Source organism: Alteromonas salexigens, from assembly GCF_025628895.1.
In the GTDB taxonomy this organism is placed as follows: domain Bacteria; phylum Pseudomonadota; class Gammaproteobacteria; order Enterobacterales; family Alteromonadaceae; genus Alteromonas; species Alteromonas salexigens.
The window spans coordinates 185,300-209,201 of the sequence record NZ_JAOTJC010000002.1; the positions used below are offsets into that span (position 1 = coordinate 185,300).

A 23,902-nucleotide genomic window follows, 5' to 3' on the forward strand; every position below is an offset into this window, starting at 1 on the left:
GTTGTTGGTTGAAACCTCAGTGCGCGTAGTCTGGGGGGGCGGTAGAGTAGGAGGAGTGATCACCAGGCAAGCTCGACGTTTGAGGCGTGAAAAACTTGGACGGGGCTAACTTTCTTCGTGAAATTTATCGGCAATCAGGGCAGCAATAGCTTCCAGCGCGCCTTCGGCATCAGGGCCTTCACTTATCACGGTAACCTGCTCGCCCTTATGGCTTTCCAGCATCATCAGACCAAGTACGCTGTCAGCGTTGGCTTCTTTGTCGCCTTTTTGCAGCGTCACGGTGGCATCAAACTGGTTTGCCAGCTGCACCAGCTGGGTTGCAGCACGGGCGTGCAGCCCGAGTTTGTTTTCTATGGTGACGGTTTGTGACACGCGCATTACCGGCTTAGCTCCCGGTGGCGTATCTGCACATCAGGATGCACATCGCTGAAGGTTTTCGCTAACGCCTCTGCCACATAGACGGAGCGATGCTGGCCGCCGGTACAGCCTATGGCAATAGTGACATAGCTGCGGTTATTGCGCTCCAGATGGGGCAGCCAGGTAGTAATGAGGTTCTGGATTTGCCAGATAAACTTCGTCACCAGCGGCTGGGAGCCAAGAAAGTTCTCCACCGGCGTGTCCAGTCCGGTCAAATGCTTTAAATCCGGCTCCCAGTGGGGGTTAGGCAAAAAGCGCCCGTCAAATACGTAATCGGCGTCTTTGGGAATACCGTGCTTAAAGCCGAAAGATTCGAACACCAGCACCAGTCTGGACGACTTCTTGCCGAGGATCCGCTCTCTGATCAGCTCGGCTAACTGGTGGATAGACAGCTTATCGGTGTCGATATACAAGTCGGCCCGCTCGGCTATGGGAGCCAGTAACTCTGACTCGGCGCGGATAGCTTCAGAGAGCGACTTGTTCAATTTCGCCAGCGGGTGCAGGCGTCGTGTTTCGCTGAATCGCTTCACCAGAATGTCGTCACTGGCATCAATGTACACAATGGTCATTGACCACGACGAGGGCAGATAGTCGAGTATTTCAACCAAATCAGTGGGATTTTTTGGCAGGTTACGAACATCGATACTCACTGCTACCTGTTCGTATTCGTCGACAACGGTATGGGTGAGCGTGGGGAGCAGGTTAACCGGGATGTTGTCTACGCAGTAATAGCCCAGATCTTCCAGCGCGCGCAGTGCCACCGATTTGCCCGAACCTGAACGGCCACTGATTATGATTAACTTCAACGCGCTTCTCCCGTTAACGCTACTTATTCCAGGGCGGTGATAATATCGTCACTGCTACTGGCTTTACGGATGGCTTTCACCGTCTCTTTGTCGCTCAGTTTACTGGCAACGGTGGCTAATGTCTGTAAGTGACCTTCGGTCTGTTCTTCGGGAACCAGTAATGCGAAGAAAATATCTACGGGTTTATTGTCCAACGCATCAAAATCGATGGGCGGATTACTGGTGATGACGATCGCCTGAACATTCGTTAAGCCCGGCAGCCGGCCGTGGGGCAGGGCAATACCATTTCCTATACCGGTGCTGCCCATTCGTTCACGGCTCAGCAGGCTATTCAGCACGGTCGCCTCATCGATAGCCGGGTTGCTCTTTGCCGCAACCTGACTAATGATTTCGAGAATTTTTTTCTTACTATTGCACTGAACCGCACACTCGGTGCGGTCCAGGCTTACAAGGGCGTGAATATCCATCAATTAATGTTTCTTCAGTTTTTCCTTGTGCTTAATCACTTGCCTATCGAGCTTATCAACCATGCTGTCGATCGCCGCATACATATCCATGTCTTCTGCCGAGGCAAATACTTCAGCACCGCTGAGATGCATTTTCGCTTCGGCTTTCTGGTTTAGCTTTTCCACATTAAGAATGACATGAACATTCGAAATATGATCGAAGTGTCTTTCCAGTTTGCTAAATTTAGTATCGACATAATTACGCAAAGAGTCGGTGATTTCGACATGATGACCGGTAAGGTTGATTTGCATATTTCGTCTTCCTTATATTTTTAGCCCGCTAAATGAGGCTCTTGCGTTGGTTAGACGGCGGGATCGAAAGAGACTCCCGGTACTTTGCTATTGTTCGCCGGGCAACCTTAATGCCTTGCTCGGCCAGCAATTGAGCAATCTTGCTGTCACTAAGCGGCTTGCTGGGCGTTTCAGCCGCAACCAGCTTCTTGATTAGTGCACGAATTGCGGTAGAAGAGCATTCTCCCCCGGACTCCGTGGCGACATGGCTGGAAAAGAAATATTTCAGTTCGTATATGCCCCGGGGGGTGTGCATGTATTTCTGCGTGGTCACGCGGGAAATTGTCGACTCATGCATATCCACCATTTCTGCGACATCATTCAGCACCATTGGTTTCATCATTTCCGGGCCGTGCTCGAAAAAGCCCATCTGCTGCTGCACAATACAATTCGCCACTTTCATCAGCGTTTCATTGCGTGACTCCAGACTTTTAATAAACCACTTGGCTTCCTGCATGTGCGAACGGATAAACTGTGAGTCGCTGCTGTTACGGGCTTTACGGCTCATGGCCGCATACTGTTGATTCACGCTCAGTTTTGGCAGACTGTCCGGGTTTAACTCGACTGTCCAGCGGCCGTTTTTCTTGGCCACCGACACATCGGGTATGACGTATTCCGGCTCTTTGGTAATCAGCGCGCTTCCCGGCCGCGGATTCAGGGTTTGCAGCAGACGCATGGCCTCACGTAACTGATCTTCTTTCAGTCTGCTTTTACGCATCAGCGTGCGGTAGTCTTTACTGCTTAACAGGTCAGAGTATTCTTCAATAAGAATACGCGCCTCATTCAGCCAGGGCGTATCGTCGGAGAACTGTTTAAGCTGCACCAACAGGCATTCCTGGGGGGTGCGGGATCCGGAGCCGATGGGGTCGAATTGCTGAATGCGCTTTAACACACACTCTACTTCATCCATTTCCACAGGCTCGTCGGCGTCGTCCACTTCATCGGAATTCACGGAAGCCAGTATTTCATCCAGCGACACGGTGAGGTAACCCGACTCGTCAATGGAATCGATAATCGCGGTGGCGATGGCCCGGTCGATATCCGAAAACGGCGTCAGGCGCATTTGCCAGAGCAAATGGTCCTGAATATTGTCAGTGGTTTCGCCCTGAAATACCTGGTCATCGTCACCGCCGGATGCTGCCGGTGCCGGTGCAGAAGACGCGGAATAGTATTCATCCCAGGTACTGTCGATAGGCAGTTCGTCAGGCAGCGCATTTTTCTCAAGTGCGTCACCGGCTTCGATGCTGTCGGCATTGGTGCTGGCAGTCTCTAAAGAACTGTCATCGGTGTCGATATTGTTTTTTTCAGCCGGGTCGTTGTCGGTGCCTTCTTCCACTTCCAGCAACGGGTTGGAGTCGAGTGCCTCCTGAATTTCCTGTTGCAAGTCGAGCGTGGACAATTGCAGCAGCTTGATTGCCTGCTGCAATTGTGGCGTCATCGTAAGTTGCTGACTGAATTTTAGCTGTAAAGATGGTTTCATCTACGTCTTAAAAAAATGCGTTTATTCCAAGTATACGTATGCGGGAACAATGAAAAAAATAGCTTAACTTTACTTAACTATAGCCTGAATTGTTCGCCGAGGTATACATCCCTGACCTTTTGATTACTTAAAACCTGTTCAGCCGTGCCTTGAGCGATTAACTCGCCGTGACTAACGATGTATGCCTTCTCGCATACGTCCAAAGTTTCGCGGACATTATGGTCGGTGATTAGTATCCCAATCCCCCGGTCTCGCAAATGCTGTATGATCTTCTTTATATCATTAACCGATATTGGATCAACTCCAGCGAAAGGTTCATCTAATAAGATGAACTGCGGGTTCGCTGCCAGCGCCCGGGCAATCTCTACCCGGCGCCGCTCACCCCCCGACAAACTCATGCCGGTACTATTACGTATATGGTTGATATTAAATTCATCAAGTAGCGCGTCGGCTTCTTCTTCCTGCTGACTGGCAGACAAGTCGCTGCGGGTCTGCAATATGGCCATGATATTTTCATGCACCGTCAGTTTGCGGAAGATAGAGGCTTCCTGTGGGAGGTAGCCAATTCCTTTTCGCGCCCGTTCGTGCATGGGCTGGTGCGTGACCACTTCCTCATCGATATAGATATTGCCCTTACCCAGCGGCACCAGCCCTACAATCATATAGAAAGTAGTGGTTTTGCCAGCACCATTTGGCCCCAGCAGGCCCACAATCTGCCCGGTAGAGACAGACAAACTGACATCCCGCACTACCTGCCGTGATTTATATGCCTTGGCCAGATTTTTAGCTGTCAGGGTTGCCATAACTACTGCTCGTCCTCGTCATTCTCGGGTTGGTCGTTGTTATCCTCTTCCGTGAACTCTTTGATGGCATCCGGCCGGAATACAGTGGTAACACGGCCTTCACCGTCACCCTCGCCACCAGTGGCCAGCAGCTGTTCTGTGGCCATGTCGTAGGTAATGCTGTCGCCTTTCACCATACTGGTATCTTGCTGCAATTCCGCGTTTCCTGTCAGTGAAATGGTACGCTTGCTGACTTCATAGCGAATTTCATTGGCTTTCGCCTGCACCGGCGTGCCGTCGTCCAGCGTCTGGGCATAGCTGGCCGGATTGCCGCGGGCGACAAAGATCTCGCGCCCTTCACCGTCGGTGGCAATCACTTCCACTTCGTCAGCATCAATCACCAGGCTGCCCTGGGTGATGCGTACATCATCTTTAAACAATGAGGTTTTATTTTTGCCATCTACAAACTGCGATTTTGAGTCAACCGTGATGGGCTTGGTAAAGTCACTGGTATCGGCCTGGGTCATAAAGCTCAGGCCAAGCAGCAAACTAATTGCCAGGGGAATAAATGGTTTGTACATGATCAATAAGCTCATATTGCTGGGTTTGCAGATCGCCGGTAAACCCATTGCTGTTAATTACGTAAGGTGCTCCGCGGATCACTACGGGCTGATCAGATACCATCTTCTTGGTATCTAAGTTAATTTCAATAAAGTCGGTGGTGATGGTATTTACGAAATTCTCATCCCCCAGACTCTTTATCACCACGTCAGACTCAAGCTGAATCAGGTTGTTGTTATACAGCGTGCCTTCTTTTGCTGTTACCTGCCAGGAAGAAGACTCCTGGTCGAGATACACGGTGTATTCAGGTTGTTCAAAGAGTACGAACCCTAACTGGTCGTAATGTTCCATACTGGTTGCAAAAACCTGATGGTTACGGTTGCCGTTCTCATCGTAAAACGTGGTGGTAAGGTTGGTGGCCTGATACGCCGGACTCAGGGCATCCACGCCCTCCCGTTCTTCAGTACCTGGTTCCTCATCCATCCAGATGGGGATATACAATAATAGTGCCAGAGCAAACAGGGCCGAAATACTCAGACCCAGCCGGCTTACCCCTTTTTCTTCGCTCATGTGCTCGACCCATGAATATCACTGAGCGCGTCGTGGCATTGCAGCAGCGTATCACAGATTTCGCGCACTGCCCCGAACCCGCCGGGCAGGGTAGTAATCCAGTTGGCCTGACGTTTTACGACGGGGTGTGCATCGTTCACAGCGATGCGGATGTCGGCATACGGGAACATTCCGGTGTCTGGCATGTCGTCGCCAACCACCGCAATCTGATGAGGAGAGAGTCCCAGTTGTTGACTAAGCTCACCCAGCGCTGTCGCCTTGTCTTCCTCGCCCTGGATAATGTGCGCCACATTCAGCGCCTGCATGCGCGACTGCACGATTTCAGACCGGCGGCCGGTAATCACGGCAACGGCAATGCCTTGCGATACCAGGGCTTTCACGCCGTAGCCATCGCGGGTATGAAAGGCTTTTAGCTCTTCACCATTATTACCCAGATAGATGCGCCCGTCTGAAAATACGCCGTCAACATCGCACACCAGCAGCTTGACGGCACGCAGTGCCTCGAAAAAGTCGCTGTCGAGGTCGGTATACAGAGTTTGTGTGGTGGCCATTACAGCACTCCCGCTTTCAGTAACATGTGCATATTAAAGGCGCCAACCGGGCGTTGGTCATGATCGACCACCATCAGCGCACTAATTTTATGCCGTTCCATAAGATTCAGCGCTTCCACGGCCAGGTCGTCTGCCTGACTGGTTTTACCGCCCTGCGTCATTACGTCCCGGGTTCGCGCAGCATGAATATCAATACGGGCATCCAGGATGCGGCGCAGATCGCCATCGGTAAAAATCCCTAACAACTGGCCGTTATCATCGGTAACGCCAGTCATACCAAGGCCTTTGCGGGAAATTTCCAGCAGGGCTTCGGCGACGGGGGTATCCTGATGTACAAGAGGAACATCGCTGCCACTGAGCATAATGTCGCGGACTTTAAGCAGCAGCTTGCGACCCAGGCTGCCGCCCGGGTGAGACAGTGCAAAGTCGTCTGAGGTAAACCCTTTTTTATCCAGCAGCGCCACTGCCAGGGCATCGCCCATTACCAGTGTAGCAGTGGTACTGGAGGTAGGGGCCAGCCCTAACGAGCAGGCTTCCTGCTCTACACTGATATCCAGCACTATATCCGCATGCTGGCCCAGCGAGCTGCCGGCACTGTTGGTCATGGCAATAACCGGTACATTGAGTCGCTTGACCACCGGCAACAGATTCAGTAGCTCACCGGTCTCCCCGGAGTTGGAGATAGCCAGCAGCACATCGTTTGGACTAAGCATGCCCAGATCACCATGGTTTGCTTCGCCGGGGTGCATGAAGAAAGCCGGCGTACCGGTGCTGGCCAGGGTGGCCGCAATTTTGTGGCCCACATGGCCCGATTTGCCCATCCCGCACACCACCACTTTGCCGGTGCAGTGCAGCAACATTTCGCATGCAGCATTAAAGCGTTCATCCAGGCGGTCGCCAAGTGCTGAAATTGCGCATGCTTCAATACTGATGACCCGCCGGGCCGAAGCGATATAGGTTGACTCTTTAGTAGACATTATCCAAACAACCAATATTGGTAAACCAAGAAGCAGCCCACGAACAGCCCGCCTTCTAACCGGGTAATCTGGCACTTCCCTTTAAGGTTAAAGCTAAATAAAAACAGCAGCAGGGTGAGTCCCAGCATGACATACATGTCACGGCCGTAGGCGTCGGGATCCAACGGGCCGGGTGCAATCAGCCCGGGCATGCCCAATACTGCCAGCAAGTTGAATATATTGGAGCCAATGATATTGCCCAGCGCCAGATCATGCTCACCTTTCATGACCCCGGCGATACTGGCAGCCAGTTCAGGAAGACTGGTGCCCAGTGCGATAATAGTCAGGCCGATGATTAAGTCGCTAATGCCAAAGAAGCGGGCAATTTCCACCGCCGAGCCCACCAGAAAGTGTGCGCTTAGGGGCAACAATACCAGCCCAGCAGCTATCCAGATAAGAGCCCAGCCGTTGGTCACACCTTTGGGGATTTCGTCAGCGGTTTCCGCCATCAGCGGATCTTCTTTGTCCACCTGTAACGATAACCACGCCATACCAGCCAGCATAAAAATAAACAGCCCGAACAGTATAACGCCTTCATAATGCTCCAGGCTGCCGTCATACATGAAAAATACAGCGATTAAGCTGATTATAATGAGTACCGGCATTTCCCGTTTCAGGGTAGTTGATGAAACACACAGCGGCTTCACCAGCGCGGTGATGCCGAGCACCAGTGCAATATTGGTGATATTTGAGCCCATGGCATTACCCACGGCGGTATTCATATTGCCGTTGATGGAGGCAATGGCGGAGACCACGATCTCCGGTGCAGATGATCCCATGGCGACAATCGTCAAACCAATCATCATGGGCGAGATCCCAATATTCTTTGCCAGCGCAGAGGCGCCGTAGACAAAGCGGTCAGCACTCCAGCTTAATACTGCAAGGCCCGCTACAAAAATAAGAATCTGAACTAGCACTGTTTTCCATAAGATCGTGAGTTTGATGGGGATTGTCGCAAAAACAGCGGCGCTTGCCTACGTCTATATCACTTTCAAACCGGGTCAAAGACTAAATTGGCAAGCATTCTGCTAATGCTCTGTAGCGAATGGCGCTACACGTTACTTTTGCAAAGAAAGCAAAGGTACGTGGTTCGTACGCAGCAAAGCGCACTGCCGGTTCATTTCGGCGTTAGCAGCGTGGTGGCGCGAACCGCCACCGCGGCGCAATAGTTGGCAGAATGGGAAAGGGGTAAACACATGAAGGCACGAAAGTGTCGGTGATTGCCGACAAAACGATAGGGAGATGATAGGGGGGCACCATGACGGGCGGACAGCAAATCGCCTCAACCTCACAGCATATAAGGAAATATTCGGTTCTATCGAACATAACTTGTAACTTTTTGCTTTTGGCGGGTGGCTTGAAAAAGCGTACAATGCCCCTCACTTAGGTGGGCCAGTGAACTTAAGTGGTTTCGCATCCTCTGATGCCTGACTGGCATCAACGTCAGGGAAGCGGCACTCAGCCGTTTACCACACCAGCCATGGAACTGTTTTAAAAGAATAATGGATAACTTAGTCGAAATAGACAATATGACATTCCGGCGTGTCGATCGCGTGATTTACGACGGAATTTCACTGCATGTACCTAAGGGCAAAATTACTGCCGTGATGGGGCCTAGCGGGATAGGTAAAACCACCTTGCTCAAGCTGATAGGCGGACAATTGACGCCAGACGCGGGAGATATCTGCTTTGCCGGTGACTCAGTCGTGAGCATGTCGCGCTCGCAGCTCTATAAGGCGCGCCGCCGCATGAGCATGCTGTTTCAGTCCGGGGCGCTGTTCACCGACATGAGTGTGTTCGATAACGTGGCGTTTCCTCTGCGCGAGCATACCCGGCTGTCTGAAGATGTTATTGCCACCATTGTGGCGCTGAAACTGCAAGCCGTAGGGTTGCGCGGGGCGGCGTCGCTGATGCCCAGCGAGCTTTCCGGTGGTATGGCAAGACGCGCGGCGCTGGCGCGGGCCATTGCGCTGGACCCGGATTTAATCATGTACGATGAGCCGTTTGCCGGTCAGGATCCCATTTCTATGGGCGTGCTGGTGAAACTTATCCGTGAGCTGAATGATGCACTGGATCTGACCAGTATCGTCGTGACGCACGACGTTAAGGAAGTGCTTACTATCGCTGACTACATCTATATTCTTGCTGACAAGAGAATTATTGGTGAGGGCACGGCAGATCAGATACGTAACAGCGAGTCTGAATTAGTACAGCAATTCCTGAAAGGTGAAGCCGATGGACCGGTGCCGTTCCATTACCCGGCCAACCCGTTGGAAAGCAGTTTATTCGGGGGCGAACAATGAAGTTTTTGCAGTCGGTCGGCGCCAATACACTGGCGAAAGTTTCTGCAGCAGGCCGTGCGGCACTGATGTTATTTGGCGCCCTTGCCGCGGTGCCGAAAGCGAAGAATATTCGACTCACCATCCGGCAGGTATATGTGGTGGGTGTTCAGTCTCTGTTAATTATCATTGTATCAGGCTTGTTCATAGGCATGGTGATGGCGCTGCAGGGCTATACTATTCTGGTCGATTACGGGGCAGAAGGCAGTCTGGGACCCATGGTGGCGTTATCGTTACTCAGAGAGCTGGGGCCAGTGGTAACCGCTTTGCTATTTGCTGGCCGGGCAGGGTCTGCCCTGACCGCAGAAATTGGCTTAATGAAAGCCACGGAACAGCTAAGCAGTCTTGAGATGATGGCGGTGGACCCGTTGCGTCGGGTAGTCGCTCCGCGCTTCTGGGCCGGCATGATTTCAATGCCGATGCTGGCGCTTATATTCAGCGCGGTAGGGATACTGGGCGGCCATCTGGTTGGTGTTGACTGGCTGGGTGTCGACGCGGGCAGTTACTGGTCAATTATGCAGTCTACGGTAGATTGGGACAAAGATGTGGTGAACGGCATCATAAAAAGCCTCGTGTTTGCCTTAGTTGTGACCTGGATCGCCATATTTAAAGGGTACGATTCCATTCCTACCTCGGAAGGGATCAGTAAGGCAACCACAGAAACCGTGGTGTTTTCTTCATTAGCTGTGCTGGGGCTGGACTTCGTGTTGACCGCCCTGATGTTTGGAATTGAGTAGAGGGTAGGATGAATAAGTATAAAACGGAACTGCTGGTAGGTGTGTTTGTCGTAATGACCGTGGGTGCGGTGCTGCTACTGGCGCTGAATGTAGCAAACAAGTCGATGACCAGTGATGGCGATACCTACACGTTATATGCAAAATTCGACAATATTGGCGGCCTGAAAGAACGCTCGGCGGTGAAAGTCGGCGGCGTTACGATTGGTCGGGTGGCGTCAATTTCGTTGGATAAAGAAGATTACACGCCAGTAGTGAAGCTGAGTATTAACCAGCAATATGGCGAATTTCCCGAAACCAGTTCGGTGTCTATTCTGACCTCGGGGTTGCTCGGCGAGCAATACGTCGGTTTCCAGCCAGGGTTTTCGTTTGATGGTGTGGCCAACCTGGAAGACGGTGATTACCTGCAGGACACGAAATCCGCGCTGGTGCTTGAGGATCTGATTGGTCAATTTCTGTTTAATCGCGGCAGCGAAGAATAAATGAGTGAATGACGGGTTATTGCCGGTCTGTTCAGTGAAGTTTAAGTTAGGAGAGTTAGGTGAAAAAGCTGATAACTATTTTTGGGTTGTGTCTGACATTGTCGTTTGGTGCGGTAGCGCAAGAGATAAACGAAGAAAACCCGTATGAGCTGGTAGAAGACGTAGCCATGAAAGCGTTTGATCGTATTAAAGCGAATCAGCAGGAGATTAAACAGGACCCTGAGGTGCTACGCACGATCATGGAAGAGGAACTGTTGCCGCATATTGATTATCAGTTTGCTGCGTTTATGGTACTGGGAAAACACTTCAAATCGGTGCCCCGTGAAAAGTTGTCTGAATACGTACAGGTTTTCCGCCAGTACCTGATTACCACATACGCGGTAGCGATGGGCTATTACGACAACCAAACCGTGACTTTCGAGCCGGAAGGCAGTTTCGACGATAAGAAGTCCGTGACTGTGCGCGCCGTGGTCGAAGATCCGACCCGTCCGGAAATAAAAATTGCGTTTAAAGTACGTAAAGACAGCAAGACCAACGAATGGAAAGCCTATGACATGGTGGCCGAAGGCATTAGCATGCTGAACAGCAAGCGTAGTGAATTCGAGTCCATTTTGCGTCAGGACGGCATTGACGCTGTTATTGCCATCATGAAAGAAAAAATTGAGCAGCCAGTTGAGCTTAAAGAGCAGGACAAGGACGCCGCGTGAGTTTATACAAGCTTGAGGGTAACGGGCAGGTAACAATAACCGGGCAGCTTGACCGTGATACGCTGTCGCGGGACTGGTGGGCCATGTTATCCTCTGCCGAGAAACGCCAGCTGACAGAGGCTGGCTCATGCCTGTTCGATCTGACCGGTGTGGCCCGCGCGGATAGCGCCGGGTTAGCGTGGTTAATCAATGCCATACGCGATACTAAGCGACACCAGATAACACTGCGATTGCAGGCGGTGCCAGAGAAAGTAATAAAACTGGCGAAAATCAGTGGTGTCGATACACTATTGCCGATCGACAACAACATTTAGCGAAACTGGTCTGCATCGCGATGAAGGCCAGCACACAACTCCGGGTGGTTTATGGACGTTACTGAAATTGAGCAAATATTAAAAGACGCACTGGACTTAGACGAGGTGCATGTGAATGGCGATGGGTCGCATTACACCATCATTGCCGTAAGCGACACCTTTAGCGAGATGAGCCGCGTAAAGCGCCAGCAAGCAATCTATGCCCCGCTGTCTGAGAAAATTGCTGATGGCTCCATGCACGCGATTTCAATTAAAACATTTTCGGTAAAAGACTGGGCCCGTGAGCGCCAGTTTAACCTGCCTCAATAACCCGGTCAGGGACAAGTAATTACAGTGGATAAATTAGTTATTAAAAAGAGCCCGCCGCTAGAGGGCTCTGTTCGTATTTCCGGCGCGAAAAATGCTGCGCTGCCCTTATTAATGACCAGTCTGCTTACCCGCGAAGCCTGTCGCTATACCAATGTGCCTCAATTGCGTGACATTAATACGACCGTCTCGTTACTCCAGGAGTTGGGCGTGAGTGTGGCGCGACCGGCAGCGAACGACGTGCTGTTGGATGCCCATGAGCTGAGCAGTGTCACCGCCCCGTACGAGCTGGTGCGCACTATGCGAGCATCAATTCTGGTATTAGGCCCTTTGCTGGCCCGTGAAGGAAAGGCGAACGTGTCGTTGCCAGGCGGCTGTGCAATTGGCGCCCGCCCGGTCAACCTGCATCTTGATGGTCTGGAGCGCATGGGCGCCACTATTGAGGTGGACGAAGGCTATATTCGTGCCCACGTAGATGGCCGCTTAAAAGGCGCACGCATTTTCATGGATATGGTTAGTGTCGGCGCCACTGAGAACCTGATGATGGCTGCGGCGCTGGCCGAAGGCACCACTGTGCTGGAAAATGCGGCACGGGAGCCGGAAATTGTCGATTTAGCCAATTGCCTCAATCAGATGGGGGCCAAGGTCTCCGGTGCGGGCACGGATAATATTACCATTGTCGGCGTGAGTGAATTGTCAGCCTGCGATTATAATGTGTTACCGGATCGGATTGAAACCGGCACCTTCCTGGTGGCAGCGGCTGCGACCGGCGGCAAGGTCCGTTGTACCCATGCCGCCCCGGACACGCTGGATGCAGTACTTGATAAACTGGCACAGGCAGGCGCCACGATTACCCTGGGTGATGACTGGATTGAACTGGATATGCAGGGTAATAAGCCCCAGGCTGTGCGGGTAAAAACCGCCCCGCATCCCGGTTTCCCCACCGACATGCAGGCGCAGTTTGTCACCCTGAACTGTCTGGCAGAAGGTACCGGCGTGATCACTGAAACGATTTTCGAGAACCGCTTTATGCACGTGCCGGAGCTGCAACGCATGGGCGCTGAAATCGCACTGGAAGGCAACAGCGCGGTTTCTAAAGGCTGCTCGGTACTGAAAGGCGCACCGGTCATGGCCACCGACCTACGGGCCTCGGCCTCACTGGTTATTGCTGGCCTGGTGGCAGAAGGGGAAACCCATGTGAACCGTATTTATCATCTCGACCGGGGCTATGAAGCCATAGAAGAGAAACTGCGCGGCTTGGGTGCCAACATAGAGCGTGTCCAGGAGTAACCATTTACTGGCGTAGCTATCTTCCTGAAAAAGGCGCGTCTATCGCGCCTTTTTGCTGCATAGCGCGGCCCTAAGTGTTGCTGACGACCGCAGCGCGTGAAGGGGTATGATGTTGCAGATAAACCTGTCTGAGCAGCTCACAATCAAGCTCAGGGAGTATCTCCGATACTGCCTGGGCACAGCGGTCAAATTTCGAATCTACATGGACATTGTTAGTAAAGCGGCGTAAAGCAGAGGCCAGAATGCGCGTCACTGCCACGGAGCCCGTTTCATCGAGTAACCATTGCCCCAGCATACCCTGTTCAACAGCATGCATATTGAACTTTGCGAGTATATCGAGAACGTCCGGGGTCGCGAGCTCCCAGGCGCTGGTGTCGACGATACATACAAACCGGTCGGTGGCGGCCGACTGACGGACTGCAACAATTTTTTCCAGGTAATCCTCGGTGCAGGGCATGGACCAGCTGCCCCGGGGAAACACCATCACGGCGCCAGGAAATGCACACAAAGTGAAGCTGCCGTGCTTATGGTTGGCGGAGCCCAGCGTTGTCACAGCGTTATCATCTGACATGGGCTCTCATACTCTCTGAAGGTTTAGTTTAATCGCAGGCTATTGCCCGGTGTAACGGCTAATTCTGCCACCACTACATTAATAGTAATCATATCGCCGCCGCGGCTTACCTGTAATTCTAGCTGGGTACCCGGATCGGTTTCGGCAATCATATCCAGTGTTTTGGAAGCACTTTCCAGCCGCACGCCATCAATCGCCATAATAATGTCTCCCGCCCGCAAGCCGGCTTTGTCTGCCGGGCTGCCACTGGAAACACTGGTCACTTCTATACCGGGACGATCACGGTGCTCCTCACCCATGAAACCCAGCTGGCCTCGGGTTACCTTACCGTTAATAATAATTTCGTCCATTACCCGTTTGGCTAATTCATACGGTACGGCGAAGTTAATGCCGTCGACATTGCGAACACGCCGGCGTGCGTCACGAACCTGAAAATTGGCATTCGTAATACCTACCAGCAGCCCGTTGCTGTCGACCAGAGCCCCACCGGAGTTACCCTGATTCAAAACCGCGTCTGTCTGAATGAAATCGACATAATTGGATAACCCGTTACGGCCGGCGCGACTGACAATGCCTTGGGTAATGGTCTGGCCCAGGTTAAACGGATTCCCAATCGCCATTACAATATCACCCACGCGGATTTCAGGCTCTTTAGCCTGTGGAATGACATGCAGGTTGTCGGCACTGACCTTAAGTACCGCGAGGTCGGTCAGCGGATCGTTACCGACGATCTGCGCTTCCAGAACCCGGCCATCCTGGACGGCCACGTAAATACTGTCAGCGTTGGCGACCACATGGTCGCAGGTAAGGATATAGCCATTCTCGGTCATGATCACACCGGAGCCCAAGCTGGCGCGTTCCCGAGGCTGGTTACGAAATAATCCGGTATCGGTTTCGATGCTGACGCTGTATATATTCACAACCGCTGGCGCAGAGCGGCTCAGGGCGGGGAAATAAGTTGCCCGCGAAGCCGTGACCGACGAATCCCTGAACCAGGTGTCAGTAAAGCCCGCGCCCTGTCGCAGGGACGGCACCAGTAACAGGATCAACGCCGCGACAACTATACCCAGCAACACGGATCGCACAAGAAAACTCAGAAAATGTCTGCCTGACACAATAATTACTTACTCACAGCGCTACCCGCGCCAACCAGTGGCCAGGGAGGGAAGCAAAAAAATACAAATTAAAACAAAGAATAACACTGTTGCCCCGTGACACCAATGAGATTTCTGTCGTAAGCAGGGAGGCATAAAAAAACAGCGCCGCAGGGCGCTGTTTTGTTGTACTTAGGGGGAGACGCGTTATGAGTTAGCGGATCACCAGGTAGAGTGTAGAGGCACCGCGCTTCACGTTCAGCGCAATGACGCCTGACGCTTCGTCCAGCGCATTTCTGAACTCAGACAGGGTAGTGACGCGGTTACGGTTTACGCCCACAATCACATCTTCCGGTTGTAAGCCAAAACGTGCAGCCGGGCTGCCCCGTTCAAGCTCAGAGACAATAACGCCTGCGTTACCGGCTTTATCCTGACCGTTAGCCAGTGTGGCCCCTTCCAGCGCCGGATGAATCTGCGCAGCCGTGATTTCAGTCTGAGTGGCATCGTCCAGCACCACATCAACCTGCATTTCCTTACCTTTACGCACCAGTGTCAGTTCGACTTCAGCGCCGGCACCCATACTGGCGATTTTTGCACGCAACTCCTGGAAGCTGTTCAGGTCACGCCCGTTTACTGCGGTAATGATATCACCTGCCTGTAAACCCGCTTTATCTGCCGCAGAATCAGGTTGTACTTCACTGACAAACGCGCCGATATTTACCTGGGAATTCATGGCTTCCGCCAGCCCGGCATCGACATCGTTACCCAGTATGCCCAGCAGCCCGCGGCGGACTTCACCGTATTCCGCAATCTGATCTACCAGGCTCTTCATCATGTTGGCAGGGATCGCAAAACCAATACCGACGTTGCCGCCGTTCGGACCAAAGATAGCGGTATTTATCCCCACCAGCTCACCATGCAGGTTTACCAGCGCGCCACCGGAGTTCCCGCGGTTAATAGCAGCATCGGTCTGAATAAAGTCTTCATACCCGCCGATATTCAGACCAGAACGACCCAGTGCGCTCACAATGCCTGAGGTAACGGTCTGCGACAGGCCGAAGGGGTTGCCGATAGCCACTACAAAATCACCCACCCGGATCTCATCGGAGTTAGCCAGCGGCAGCGCGGTGAGGTCCTGCGGATCAATCTTCAGAAGGGCAATGTCACTTTGTTCATCTGAACCCAGCTTTTTAGCATCAAACTCACGGCCATCGGTCAGCTTCACTGTGATCTCATCAGCGTTATCAACAACGTGGTTATTAGTCACCACGTAGCCTTTGCTGGCGTCGATGATCACCCCTGAGCCAAGCCCTCTGAACGGACGCTCCCGGGTTTGCTCCTGCGGGCCGCCAAAGAAGTAACGGAACATTTCCGGCACCTGCTGACGGGAGGTTTGCGTGCCTTTCACCGCAATACTGACGACCGCGGGGGTGGCTTCTTCTAGCATCGGTGCCAAGGAAGGCACTTCATCTTTCTTATCACTAAAAAACGGCAGCGCCGCACTGGCGGGTGCGCTCATACCAAGCGCACTAACCACCAAACCTGACACCAAAAACAGCTGGCGGAGAGACTTATTCATGTTCGCTTACACTCCTCATGTTTATTGCGAAATGCGTTAGTTCAAAGACAGACCCGAATCGGCGGGGAAAAGTTCCTGGGGTTACTTCTTCTCTGCGGCAGACTGCTCAGAACTGCCGACGAACAGGCCTGAGCCGGTATTTGCGAAGTCGCGCGGCTGGGTATCCGGTGCCGATTTTTGCTGACGTCGCTCTTGTCCTTGCAGGTTATTGCGCAAATATGATGCGGCGTGTTCACCGTAGAACGGGACACGGGGGGCATCATCATCCAGATTTTGTGACAGTAACGCCTCGTACTCATCAATTTGCTGACGCATGGCTTCGCATTGTTTTTCAACCGCATCGATGGTTTGGCGTGACTGATGAATATGGTGCTCTGCTTGCTGCGCCATAATTTCTTTAATGTTTTTTTCCGCCTGCGCACTGCTGCCCGCACTATCGTCTTTGTTATATACATAGCGGGCCACAAAGAAGCCTAAAATAATACCAACGGCTAGCAGGGCTAGCGGGATAAGCACATCCATTAATGTCTCCGAGTGTTCTGGTTAGTGAATCAATAATTCAACGGCATTCACTGGCATACTGTAATCTGCCACATTGTCTTTGACTATAGCAATCTCACAGTGGTCTGCGTGACCTTGCTACTATTTCTGTGACTTTTGTACGTTTTATGCTGCCATCAGGTTGTTAATACCGATGAACAAGCTGGTGGACACCAGCACCTGTTACCGGTTGGGGAATGATTCTACCGTGATTTCCAACTAAATTAAGGTCATAATTGCATTTTTCAAGCAGGTCGGTGCAGCGTGCACCGCGAATACTAAATTGGGAGTTGTTGCGGCGATGACGCCATGGGAAAAATACCAGCAGGATCTCACTGAGCCAGAATTCCAGCACGATCCCGCACAAGAGAACGCGGTGAAAGAGCTACAGCGTTTATATGATGAGTTAACTCATCCGGAGCGGAAAAGTACCTGGCGGGTCAAACTGAAAGCCGCTTTTGGAAAAGGCCAGCGCAAACCCGGTATCCAGGGCATCTATTTCTATGGAGGAGTGGGACGAGGGAAAACCTACCTGGTAGACACCTTTTATGAATGCCTGCCGTTTAAACAAAAAATGCGGGTACACTTTCACCGTTTCATGCACCGGGTTCATGATGAACTGAAGCAACTCAAAAATGCCGAAGACCCCCTTAAGATCATTGCTGCGAAACTGGCTGAAGAAACCCGGGTTATCTGTTTCGATGAGTTTTTTGTATCAGACATTACCGATGCCATGATCCTGGGTACCCTGATGGAAGAGTTATTCGGGCACGGGATTGTGTTGGTGGCCACCTCGAACATTATTCCGGATGAGCTGTACAAAAATGGCTTGCAGCGGGCGCGCTTCCTGCCCGCCATTGATTTGATCAATCAGAATACCCGGGTCATCAGCGTAGACAGCGGCATTGACTACCGGCTGCGTACGCTGGAACAGGCAGAAATCTATCATCATCCGCTGGATGAGGACGCCACCAAAAATCTGCATGAATATTTTCGCCAACTGGCACCCGAAGCGGGCACCGAGCATACTGCTATCGATATCAATAACCGTAAAATCCGCACCTTGCGGAATGCGGACGGGGTGATGATGGCGACCTTTGCAGAGTTATGCGAAGGGCCCCGCAGTCAGAGCGATTATATTGAACTGAGCCGGTACTACCATTCGGTGCTGGTATGCGATGTGAAGCAGATGGGGCAGCAGAACGACGATGTCGCCCGGCGTTTCATTGCCATGGTGGATGAATTTTACGAGCGTCACGTAAAACTGATAATGTCTGCGGAGGTGCCGCTGCAGGAATTATATACCGACGGTCGACTGAGTTTTGAGTTTCGTCGTTGCCTGAGCCGGCTCAAGGAAATGCAGTCGCATGATTACCTGGCAACAGAACATTTACCTTAAGTGCTGTTATCATTAGCCTATTCGCTGTAATATTCGGCTAATTTTTCTGCCGGCAACGCCAGGTTGCCCGGCCACAGCATACCCGTAACACGAAAGAGACAAACATCATGGGAAGAGCATTTGAAGTAAGAAAAGCGGCCATGGCCAAAACGGCAGGCGCAAAAACCAAGGTTTACTCGAAATACGGCAAGGAAATTTACGTGTGCGCCAAAAACGGCGGCGCGGATCCAGAGACGAACCTGTCGCTGCGTCGTCTGATGGACAAAGCGAAGAAAGATCAGGTCCCCAGTCACGTTATCGAAAAGGCCATTGATAAGGCCGCAGGTGGCGCAGGTGAAGACTTCCAGCCCATGCGCTACGAAGGGTTCGGGCCGGGCAACTGCATGGTGATTGTGGATTGTCTGTCAGACAACGCTAACCGTACCATTACCGATGTGCGCAACTGTTTTACCAAAACTAATGCGAAGCTGGGTGCCCAGGGGGCGGTTTCGCACATGTTTGATCATCAGGCGATTTTCCAGTTTGCCGGCGACGATGAAGACGCGATCCTCGAAATTCTGATGGAAGCCGATGTGGATGTGACCGACGTCGAAGAAAACGACGGCAAGATCACGGTATATGCCCCGCACACTGAATTTTATCAGGTAAAGACGGCGTTAACGGACGCCATGCCGGACATTAACTTTGAAACAGAAGAAATGAGCTGGATCCCGCAAACGGAAACCGAAATCAGCGAAGACGACATGCCCATGTTTGAGAAATTCATGGATATGCTGAACGATTGTGACGACGTCCAGGACGTTTATCACAATGCGATTACGCCGTAACTCAGTCAGTTGCAAGAACCGTTGAAAGCCCTCACTTGGAGGGCTTTTTTGTCTGCACTGAATACTGCGTGTCAGCACGAGACCAGACCAGGTACCTTAAGGAATAGTGTGAATTGAACCCCTTTTTCTCTGCGACTTACCGCTATCTCCGTCAGCTCCTCAGTGCGCTGGTAATGGTTGTGACGTTAGGTGGCTGTGCAGATCCGCCGGCGTTAACCCCGCTCAGCAGCCAGCAACTGACCACTGAACAGGTACTCACGGCCCGGCTTTCCGTGGGTTTTAACAAAGCATATATACTCACCCGCGGCCCCGCCTTCAGTTCGTGGGCGCTGGACACTGGTCGTCAGCTTCAGCGACTGAGCAACGACCAACTGCCCGAGAACACCCGCGACTTCGTCATTTCGCCGGACGAATCGGCATTAATGACCAGCGACGGACAGACCGTGATCCTGTGGGAGCGGGACTCTTTAACTGCGGTAGGCACGCTGGATTTTCAGCAGCAACTCGGCGATGCCCAGGTATATGTAATGGCCTTTATCAGTAACACCGTGCTGGTGACCGGCAACTCTGACGGCTCGATTATCATTGCAGATATTGGCAATAACCTGTTTAAACGCTATGAGGCCCATTCCAGTGAAGTCACTAAGCTTCTTGTAGGCCATCAGCAACAAATGCTTTATTCCGCAGGCAATGATGGCAAAGTCGTTGCCACAAGCTTACAAGACTTGTCTGTACACGCTGAATACACCACGCCATTTCGTGTGACCAGTATGGTGAGCAATGCCGACAATTCACTGATGTTTATTTCTGATGCACTGAACGATCAGGTTTTTTGGCAACCCTGGCAAAACCGGGTAGCAGGCGCTCTGGATTACTGGCAGCAGTACCGGTTTTTCAGAAAAGGACTATTTATTCGCGACGATACCCGTTTGATAACCACTTCGCCCAAAACTGACCTCACCTTATGGCGCACAGACACCGGGGAGGAAATTACTTCCTGGTCTGCCACGTCCCATTCCATGGGCTCAGCCATCCTTGATTTACAGCAAACTGACAATGGCCGCCTGATAACGTTAACTTCAGATGCGGTAGTGGAAAGCTGGGATATCAGCGGCTTGCCCTGACATGAGCGGGCTTTATGCGGGTAGCTGGTTGCTGAGGTTAGCCGCTATTTGGGTTTCCTTTTCTGCTTCAGTAATAAGCAGGACGAGACGTTTTATTGCGCCACAATGTACCGGTGAGGCCGTACAAGCCCGCCTGGCAGCAGTAGAAGTTTTTCATAAAGTGCGCTAATTTAACGCACTGGAATTGTGCCGCGGTACGGAAGTCGCAGCTCTATAAATAACAATAAATAATAAAAACTAACAAAAAAAGGGAATTTAAAATTTGGACACTTCTGTCAAACGCTTCCTTTGCGTGTTCTGTACACAGGCTCTGTGTGCAATCAGCGGCGCGGCTAAATCATCCTGGTACAGTGCGCTGCAGTCAGAAACCACCCGGTTTACAAACTTAGGTGCCGAACAGGGTCTCTGGCACCCGGTGGTCTATGACGTTGAGCAGGATGCCCACGGTCTGATTTGGATTGCCACGCAAGATGGTCTGCACCGTTACGACGGTAAAAACCTGACCCTCTATAGCTACTCACCCACAGATCCTCACAGTATAAGCAGTAACTGGGTATGGGATATTCATCGGGACAGTCAACAGCGGCTCTGGTTTGCCAGTGAAGCCGGTATTCACCTGTATCTGCCCGAACTGGATGGATTCAGTAACTTCACCCGGCAGACTGTATCACAGGTGCAGGGCAGCATTTACCGAACCATTGCCGAGGCGCCGGACGGCAAACTGTGGTTTGGGAGTCAGGACAGCGGCATCACGGTAGTGACCCCCGACACACTGACTTTCCAAACACTTGATATGGACGCAGCTTCCTCAGAATCGCCAGCCTCTCAGAAAATACGGGATATCCATTTCGATAGTCAGGGTACCGCATGGATTGCCACTGTGGGTGGCGGTATTGGCCGGTTGTCTGATGAGAGGGAAGGCAGGCTCCGGTTTTTCACGACGGACACTACGCCGGGCTTGCCGAATAACTCAGTACGCAGTGTGTTGGTGGACTCAGAGGGACGCCTCTGGGCTGGCACAGACGATAACGGCCTGGCGACGTTTCGTTTTATTGATGGCCAGTTACACCCGACAGGTACAGCTATCCCCAACTTTACTGCCAACGTTACAGTCAGAGATATTCATGAGAGCCGGAATGGCACTATTCGTCTGGCTACCAACAACGGGTTATATCAGTGGCAGGCAGGGGCTGGCCGCTTTAGCCACTTTCAGCATTTCAGAACGCGACCAAACAGCTTACTTTCCAACAATGTGAATCATGTGTTCGAGGACAGGCACGGGGTGATCTGGGTAGGGACTTATGAAGGGGTGAGCCGCTGGAATGCAGCCCTCAAGCCCTTTACGCACATCAACCGAACTAACCTGCCGGCACTTGCCAGTGACACGATCAGCGCCTTCACAAGCCGGGATGACGGGACCCTGTTCGTGGGAACCTGGGGCGCGGGGGTGAGTGTTATCTCCCCCACAGGTGAGGTCAGTCAGCTTATCAAAGGAGCGCAGAGCACAGCCGGCGGTCTTCGGGGTAACCGTGTGATGAGCTTGCATATTGATGATGAGGGCAAGCTATGGGTAGGCACTTTAGCAGGGGGCTTGCAGCGGTTTGACCAGGAATTGAGATTAGAGAAAAGCTGGGACCATACCCTCGGTGCCGACGGGTTCCTGAGCGACAATTCGGTAAGCAGTATTTTACCCCTGTCTGATGGCATCGTTTTCGCCGGCACCTATGGCGGCGGCGTGAATATTATCAGCCACGATGGTGAGGTGACTCACCTGAAGGCTAAACCTGACTCGCCTGCGCATTTGTGGCATAACCGGGTCACCAGTCTGGCCACCACCGATGAACGTTTTATCTGGATAGGGACGGCTGGGGGCGGGGTAGCCCGGTATGACAGGGAAACCGAACGGTTTGTTCATTTTAACAAAACCGCCACCACGCACGGCGCCATTCTGTCGGACAATGTATACAGTATTTTACTGCGGGATAATGATATCTGGCTGGCAACCCAGGACATGGGCGTGGTTCGGCTGCGCCCGGTTAAAGGAACCCCTGATTACCAGACAGAGCACTACAACCGGGCGGGGGGGCTACGCAGTAATTATGCCTATGGACTTGTGGATGACGGTGACGGTAACGTCTGGGTGAGCCACTCCCGGGGACTCAGTAGCATTAACGCCAATACCGGCGAGCAATTTAACTTTCATCCAACTCATGGCTTACAGGGTCTCGACTTCAACATTGGTGCTTATCACCGTAGTCAGAATGGCTTGCTCTATTTTGGCGGCGCGAATGGCTTTAATATCGTCGATCCCGCGTCTTTGCCTACCAACCCGGCTCCGCCGTCAATGGTCCTGGTAGATGTATTGGTACACAATGAAAGTATTCTCAGCGAAGTCAGCAAGGTAGACGGGCGTTATGCATTCCCGCTCGAATATCAGGACAGGTATCTTGAGTTCAAATTTGCTGCCCTGGACTACACCGCACCCGCGCTAAACCGCTACCAGTATAAATGGCTGAATACCGCCGATGAATGGCAATCGTTGTCTAATGAAACCAGTCTGAATATTGCCGGGCTAACCGATGGACGTCACAGTCTGGCAATCCGCGGCAGCAACAGCGACGGCGTCTGGACGCAAGAGCCGCTGCTGTTCGAAATCCATGTCAGTCCGCCCTGGTATCGGAGTGGATGGGCTTTTGCCGCGTATGTGATCGCCATCGTGTTAGTTATTCTGTATCAGCGCGCGGTGCACCGGCAAATTCTGAACGCGAAGCACATTAAACAGAAAGAGCTGCAGCGACTGGTCACAGAGAAAACCCAACAAATAAATCAACAGTTATCCCGTATACAGCAGCTCAGTATCACCGATGAGCTCACGGGGGTGCATAACAGGCGGTTCCTTGAACATCACTTACCGGGAATGATTGCCAGAGTACGCCGTAGTCAAGGGAAAGAGTTACTCAGCTTTGTGACGCTGGATATTGATTACTTCAAGAAAATTAACGACAACTACGGGCATGACGCGGGCGATAGTATTCTAAAGCAGCTTGTTGATACTTTGCAGCAAACTATTCGCTCTGCCGATCAAATAATCCGCATTGGCGGGGAAGAGTTTTTATTGCTGTCAGTCATTGAAGACCAGGACGAACTGAGTGGTCTGTTGGAGCGACTCAGGGTCACCGTAGCCAACACTAATTTCACCTTGCCGAATGAAGAGCCACTACATGTCACCTGCTCTATTGGCGCAGCTTACAGCGATTTTGCGAAGGAACATGAATTGTCGGCGAACGCGATGATCCGGCTGGCAGACCGCCTGATGTATAAGGCCAAAGCGAGCGGCAGAAACTGCTGGTGGATGATTAATGAGCCGGTTCCACAAAATAATGGTTACACCGTAGAGTGGCTTATCGATAACCTTGAAAAAGCTGAAGATGCGCGTGTTGTTTCAATGGCAAGCGCAAGCAAAACCGGGGATGTGTCGCAATCAGCAAGGTACAGACGTGGTTAGGAGTGATGATAGGTCACTTATAAGAGAGAATGCTTGTTGAGCGCAGCGATACGGGCATGTAATAAATTAAAGACAAAAAAACAGCGGGCCAGACCCGCTGTTTTTTATCAC

General features: G+C 52.0%; 26 protein-coding genes. 11 read left to right on the top strand and 15 right to left on the bottom strand.

Annotation, left to right across the window (positions count from 1 at the left end; genetic code table 11):
• Positions 1-105 precede the first annotated feature (105 nt).
• From OCL06_RS00810 to OCL06_RS00860, 11 genes are all read right to left on the bottom strand, one after another.
• Positions 106-378, bottom strand: coding sequence for an HPr family phosphocarrier protein (locus tag OCL06_RS00810; protein WP_262991823.1), 273 nt, complete (start codon positions 376-378; stop codon positions 106-108).
• Positions 378-1,223, bottom strand: a complete 846-nt coding sequence (rapZ, locus tag OCL06_RS00815; protein ID WP_262991824.1) for an RNase adapter RapZ — start codon at positions 1,221-1,223, stop codon at positions 378-380. Before rapZ ends, OCL06_RS00810 begins: the two co-directional genes overlap by 1 nt.
• Before the next feature lie 23 nt (positions 1,224-1,246).
• Positions 1,247-1,690, bottom strand: coding sequence for a PTS IIA-like nitrogen regulatory protein PtsN (ptsN, locus tag OCL06_RS00820; RefSeq protein ID WP_262991825.1), 444 nt, complete (start codon positions 1,688-1,690; stop codon positions 1,247-1,249).
• A gap of 3 nt (positions 1,691-1,693) precedes the next feature.
• Positions 1,694-1,981 (bottom strand): ribosome hibernation promoting factor, encoded by a 288-nt coding sequence (hpf, locus tag OCL06_RS00825; protein ID WP_262991826.1) that lies wholly within the window; start codon positions 1,979-1,981, stop codon positions 1,694-1,696.
• Between the two features lie 28 nt (positions 1,982-2,009).
• Positions 2,010-3,500, bottom strand: a complete 1,491-nt coding sequence (locus OCL06_RS00830; RefSeq protein ID WP_262991827.1) for an RNA polymerase factor sigma-54 — start codon at positions 3,498-3,500, stop codon at positions 2,010-2,012.
• Between the two features lie 77 nt (positions 3,501-3,577).
• The gene (gene lptB / locus OCL06_RS00835) at positions 3,578-4,303 is read right to left on the bottom strand and encodes an LPS export ABC transporter ATP-binding protein (protein ID WP_262991828.1); all 726 of its coding nucleotides are present in this window, start codon (positions 4,301-4,303) and stop codon (positions 3,578-3,580) included.
• Between the two features lie 2 nt (positions 4,304-4,305).
• Positions 4,306-4,863, bottom strand: a complete 558-nt coding sequence (gene lptA / locus OCL06_RS00840) for a lipopolysaccharide transport periplasmic protein LptA (RefSeq protein ID WP_262991829.1) — start codon at positions 4,861-4,863, stop codon at positions 4,306-4,308.
• Positions 4,832-5,413 (bottom strand): LPS export ABC transporter periplasmic protein LptC, encoded by a 582-nt coding sequence (lptC, locus tag OCL06_RS00845; RefSeq protein WP_262991830.1) that lies wholly within the window; start codon positions 5,411-5,413, stop codon positions 4,832-4,834. Before lptC ends, lptA begins: the two co-directional genes overlap by 32 nt.
• Positions 5,410-5,964, bottom strand: a complete 555-nt coding sequence (gene kdsC / locus OCL06_RS00850; protein WP_262991831.1) for a 3-deoxy-manno-octulosonate-8-phosphatase KdsC — start codon at positions 5,962-5,964, stop codon at positions 5,410-5,412. The genes lptC and kdsC overlap by 4 nt, the downstream gene beginning before the upstream one ends.
• On the bottom strand, positions 5,964-6,941 hold the full coding sequence (locus OCL06_RS00855; RefSeq protein ID WP_262991832.1) for a KpsF/GutQ family sugar-phosphate isomerase: 978 nt from the start codon (positions 6,939-6,941) through the stop codon (positions 5,964-5,966). The genes kdsC and OCL06_RS00855 overlap by 1 nt, the downstream gene beginning before the upstream one ends.
• Positions 6,941-7,897: a calcium/sodium antiporter gene (locus OCL06_RS00860; RefSeq protein WP_262991833.1), complete on the bottom strand. Its 957-nt coding sequence runs from the start codon at positions 7,895-7,897 to the stop codon at positions 6,941-6,943. Before OCL06_RS00860 ends, OCL06_RS00855 begins: the two co-directional genes overlap by 1 nt.
• A gap of 585 nt (positions 7,898-8,482) precedes the next feature.
• Here OCL06_RS00860 and OCL06_RS00865 point away from each other — a divergent pair.
• Genes OCL06_RS00865 through murA form a run of 7 tightly spaced genes read left to right on the top strand, consistent with a single transcriptional unit; the run spans position 8,483 to position 13,152 of the window.
• Complete coding sequence (locus OCL06_RS00865; RefSeq protein ID WP_262991834.1) at positions 8,483-9,283, top strand: ATP-binding cassette domain-containing protein; 801 nt, start codon at positions 8,483-8,485, stop codon at positions 9,281-9,283.
• Positions 9,280-10,056: a lipid asymmetry maintenance ABC transporter permease subunit MlaE gene (gene mlaE / locus OCL06_RS00870; RefSeq protein WP_262991835.1), complete on the top strand. Its 777-nt coding sequence runs from the start codon at positions 9,280-9,282 to the stop codon at positions 10,054-10,056. Before OCL06_RS00865 ends, mlaE begins: the two co-directional genes overlap by 4 nt.
• Positions 10,057-10,064: 8 nt before the next feature.
• Positions 10,065-10,535: an outer membrane lipid asymmetry maintenance protein MlaD gene (gene mlaD / locus OCL06_RS00875; protein ID WP_262991836.1), complete on the top strand. Its 471-nt coding sequence runs from the start codon at positions 10,065-10,067 to the stop codon at positions 10,533-10,535.
• A 59-nt stretch (positions 10,536-10,594) separates the two neighbouring features.
• Positions 10,595-11,242 (top strand): MlaC/ttg2D family ABC transporter substrate-binding protein, encoded by a 648-nt coding sequence (locus tag OCL06_RS00880; RefSeq protein ID WP_262991837.1) that lies wholly within the window; start codon positions 10,595-10,597, stop codon positions 11,240-11,242.
• Positions 11,239-11,556 (top strand): STAS domain-containing protein, encoded by a 318-nt coding sequence (locus OCL06_RS00885; RefSeq protein ID WP_262991838.1) that lies wholly within the window; start codon positions 11,239-11,241, stop codon positions 11,554-11,556. Before OCL06_RS00880 ends, OCL06_RS00885 begins: the two co-directional genes overlap by 4 nt.
• A 51-nt stretch (positions 11,557-11,607) precedes the next feature.
• Positions 11,608-11,865 carry a BolA family protein gene (locus OCL06_RS00890; RefSeq protein ID WP_262991839.1) on the top strand — a complete coding sequence of 86 codons (258 nt, stop codon included), beginning with the start codon at positions 11,608-11,610 and terminating at the stop codon, positions 11,863-11,865.
• 24 nt (positions 11,866-11,889) lie between these two features.
• Positions 11,890-13,152 (top strand): UDP-N-acetylglucosamine 1-carboxyvinyltransferase, encoded by a 1,263-nt coding sequence (gene murA / locus OCL06_RS00895; RefSeq protein WP_262991840.1) that lies wholly within the window; start codon positions 11,890-11,892, stop codon positions 13,150-13,152.
• 70 nt (positions 13,153-13,222) lie between these two features.
• Here the strand turns inward: murA and OCL06_RS00900 are convergent, their stop codons facing one another.
• The 4 genes from OCL06_RS00900 to OCL06_RS00915 all read right to left on the bottom strand — a co-directional run bounded on the left by OCL06_RS00900 (position 13,223) and on the right by OCL06_RS00915 (position 16,918).
• A complete protein-coding gene (locus OCL06_RS00900; RefSeq protein ID WP_262991841.1) occupies positions 13,223-13,723 on the bottom strand; it encodes a hypothetical protein in 501 nt (166 codons plus the stop codon).
• A 23-nt stretch (positions 13,724-13,746) separates the two neighbouring features.
• On the bottom strand, positions 13,747-14,838 hold the full coding sequence (locus OCL06_RS00905) for a trypsin-like peptidase domain-containing protein (RefSeq protein WP_262991842.1): 1,092 nt from the start codon (positions 14,836-14,838) through the stop codon (positions 13,747-13,749).
• A 193-nt stretch (positions 14,839-15,031) separates the two neighbouring features.
• On the bottom strand, positions 15,032-16,336 hold the full coding sequence (locus OCL06_RS00910) for a DegQ family serine endoprotease (protein WP_373318423.1): 1,305 nt from the start codon (positions 16,334-16,336) through the stop codon (positions 15,032-15,034).
• Positions 16,337-16,477: 141 nt separating this feature from the next.
• Complete coding sequence (locus tag OCL06_RS00915; protein WP_262991844.1) at positions 16,478-16,918, bottom strand: ZapG family protein; 441 nt, start codon at positions 16,916-16,918, stop codon at positions 16,478-16,480.
• A gap of 319 nt (positions 16,919-17,237) precedes the next feature.
• Here OCL06_RS00915 and zapE point away from each other — a divergent pair, with 319 nt between their 5' ends.
• The 4 genes from zapE (at position 17,238) to OCL06_RS00935 (ending at position 23,791) form a co-directional block, all read left to right on the top strand.
• Positions 17,238-18,335 carry a cell division protein ZapE gene (gene zapE / locus OCL06_RS00920; RefSeq protein ID WP_262991845.1) on the top strand — a complete coding sequence of 366 codons (1,098 nt, stop codon included), beginning with the start codon at positions 17,238-17,240 and terminating at the stop codon, positions 18,333-18,335.
• A 107-nt stretch (positions 18,336-18,442) separates the two neighbouring features.
• A complete protein-coding gene (locus OCL06_RS00925) occupies positions 18,443-19,162 on the top strand; it encodes a YebC/PmpR family DNA-binding transcriptional regulator (RefSeq protein ID WP_262991846.1) in 720 nt (239 codons plus the stop codon).
• Between the two features lie 113 nt (positions 19,163-19,275).
• Entirely contained in the window at positions 19,276-20,286 is a 1,011-nt protein-coding gene (locus OCL06_RS00930) for a WD40 repeat domain-containing protein (RefSeq protein WP_262991847.1), read from the top strand.
• Between the two features lie 262 nt (positions 20,287-20,548).
• Positions 20,549-23,791 carry a ligand-binding sensor domain-containing diguanylate cyclase gene (locus OCL06_RS00935; protein ID WP_262991848.1) on the top strand — a complete coding sequence of 1,081 codons (3,243 nt, stop codon included), beginning with the start codon at positions 20,549-20,551 and terminating at the stop codon, positions 23,789-23,791.
• Positions 23,792-23,902: the final 111 nt, after the last annotated feature.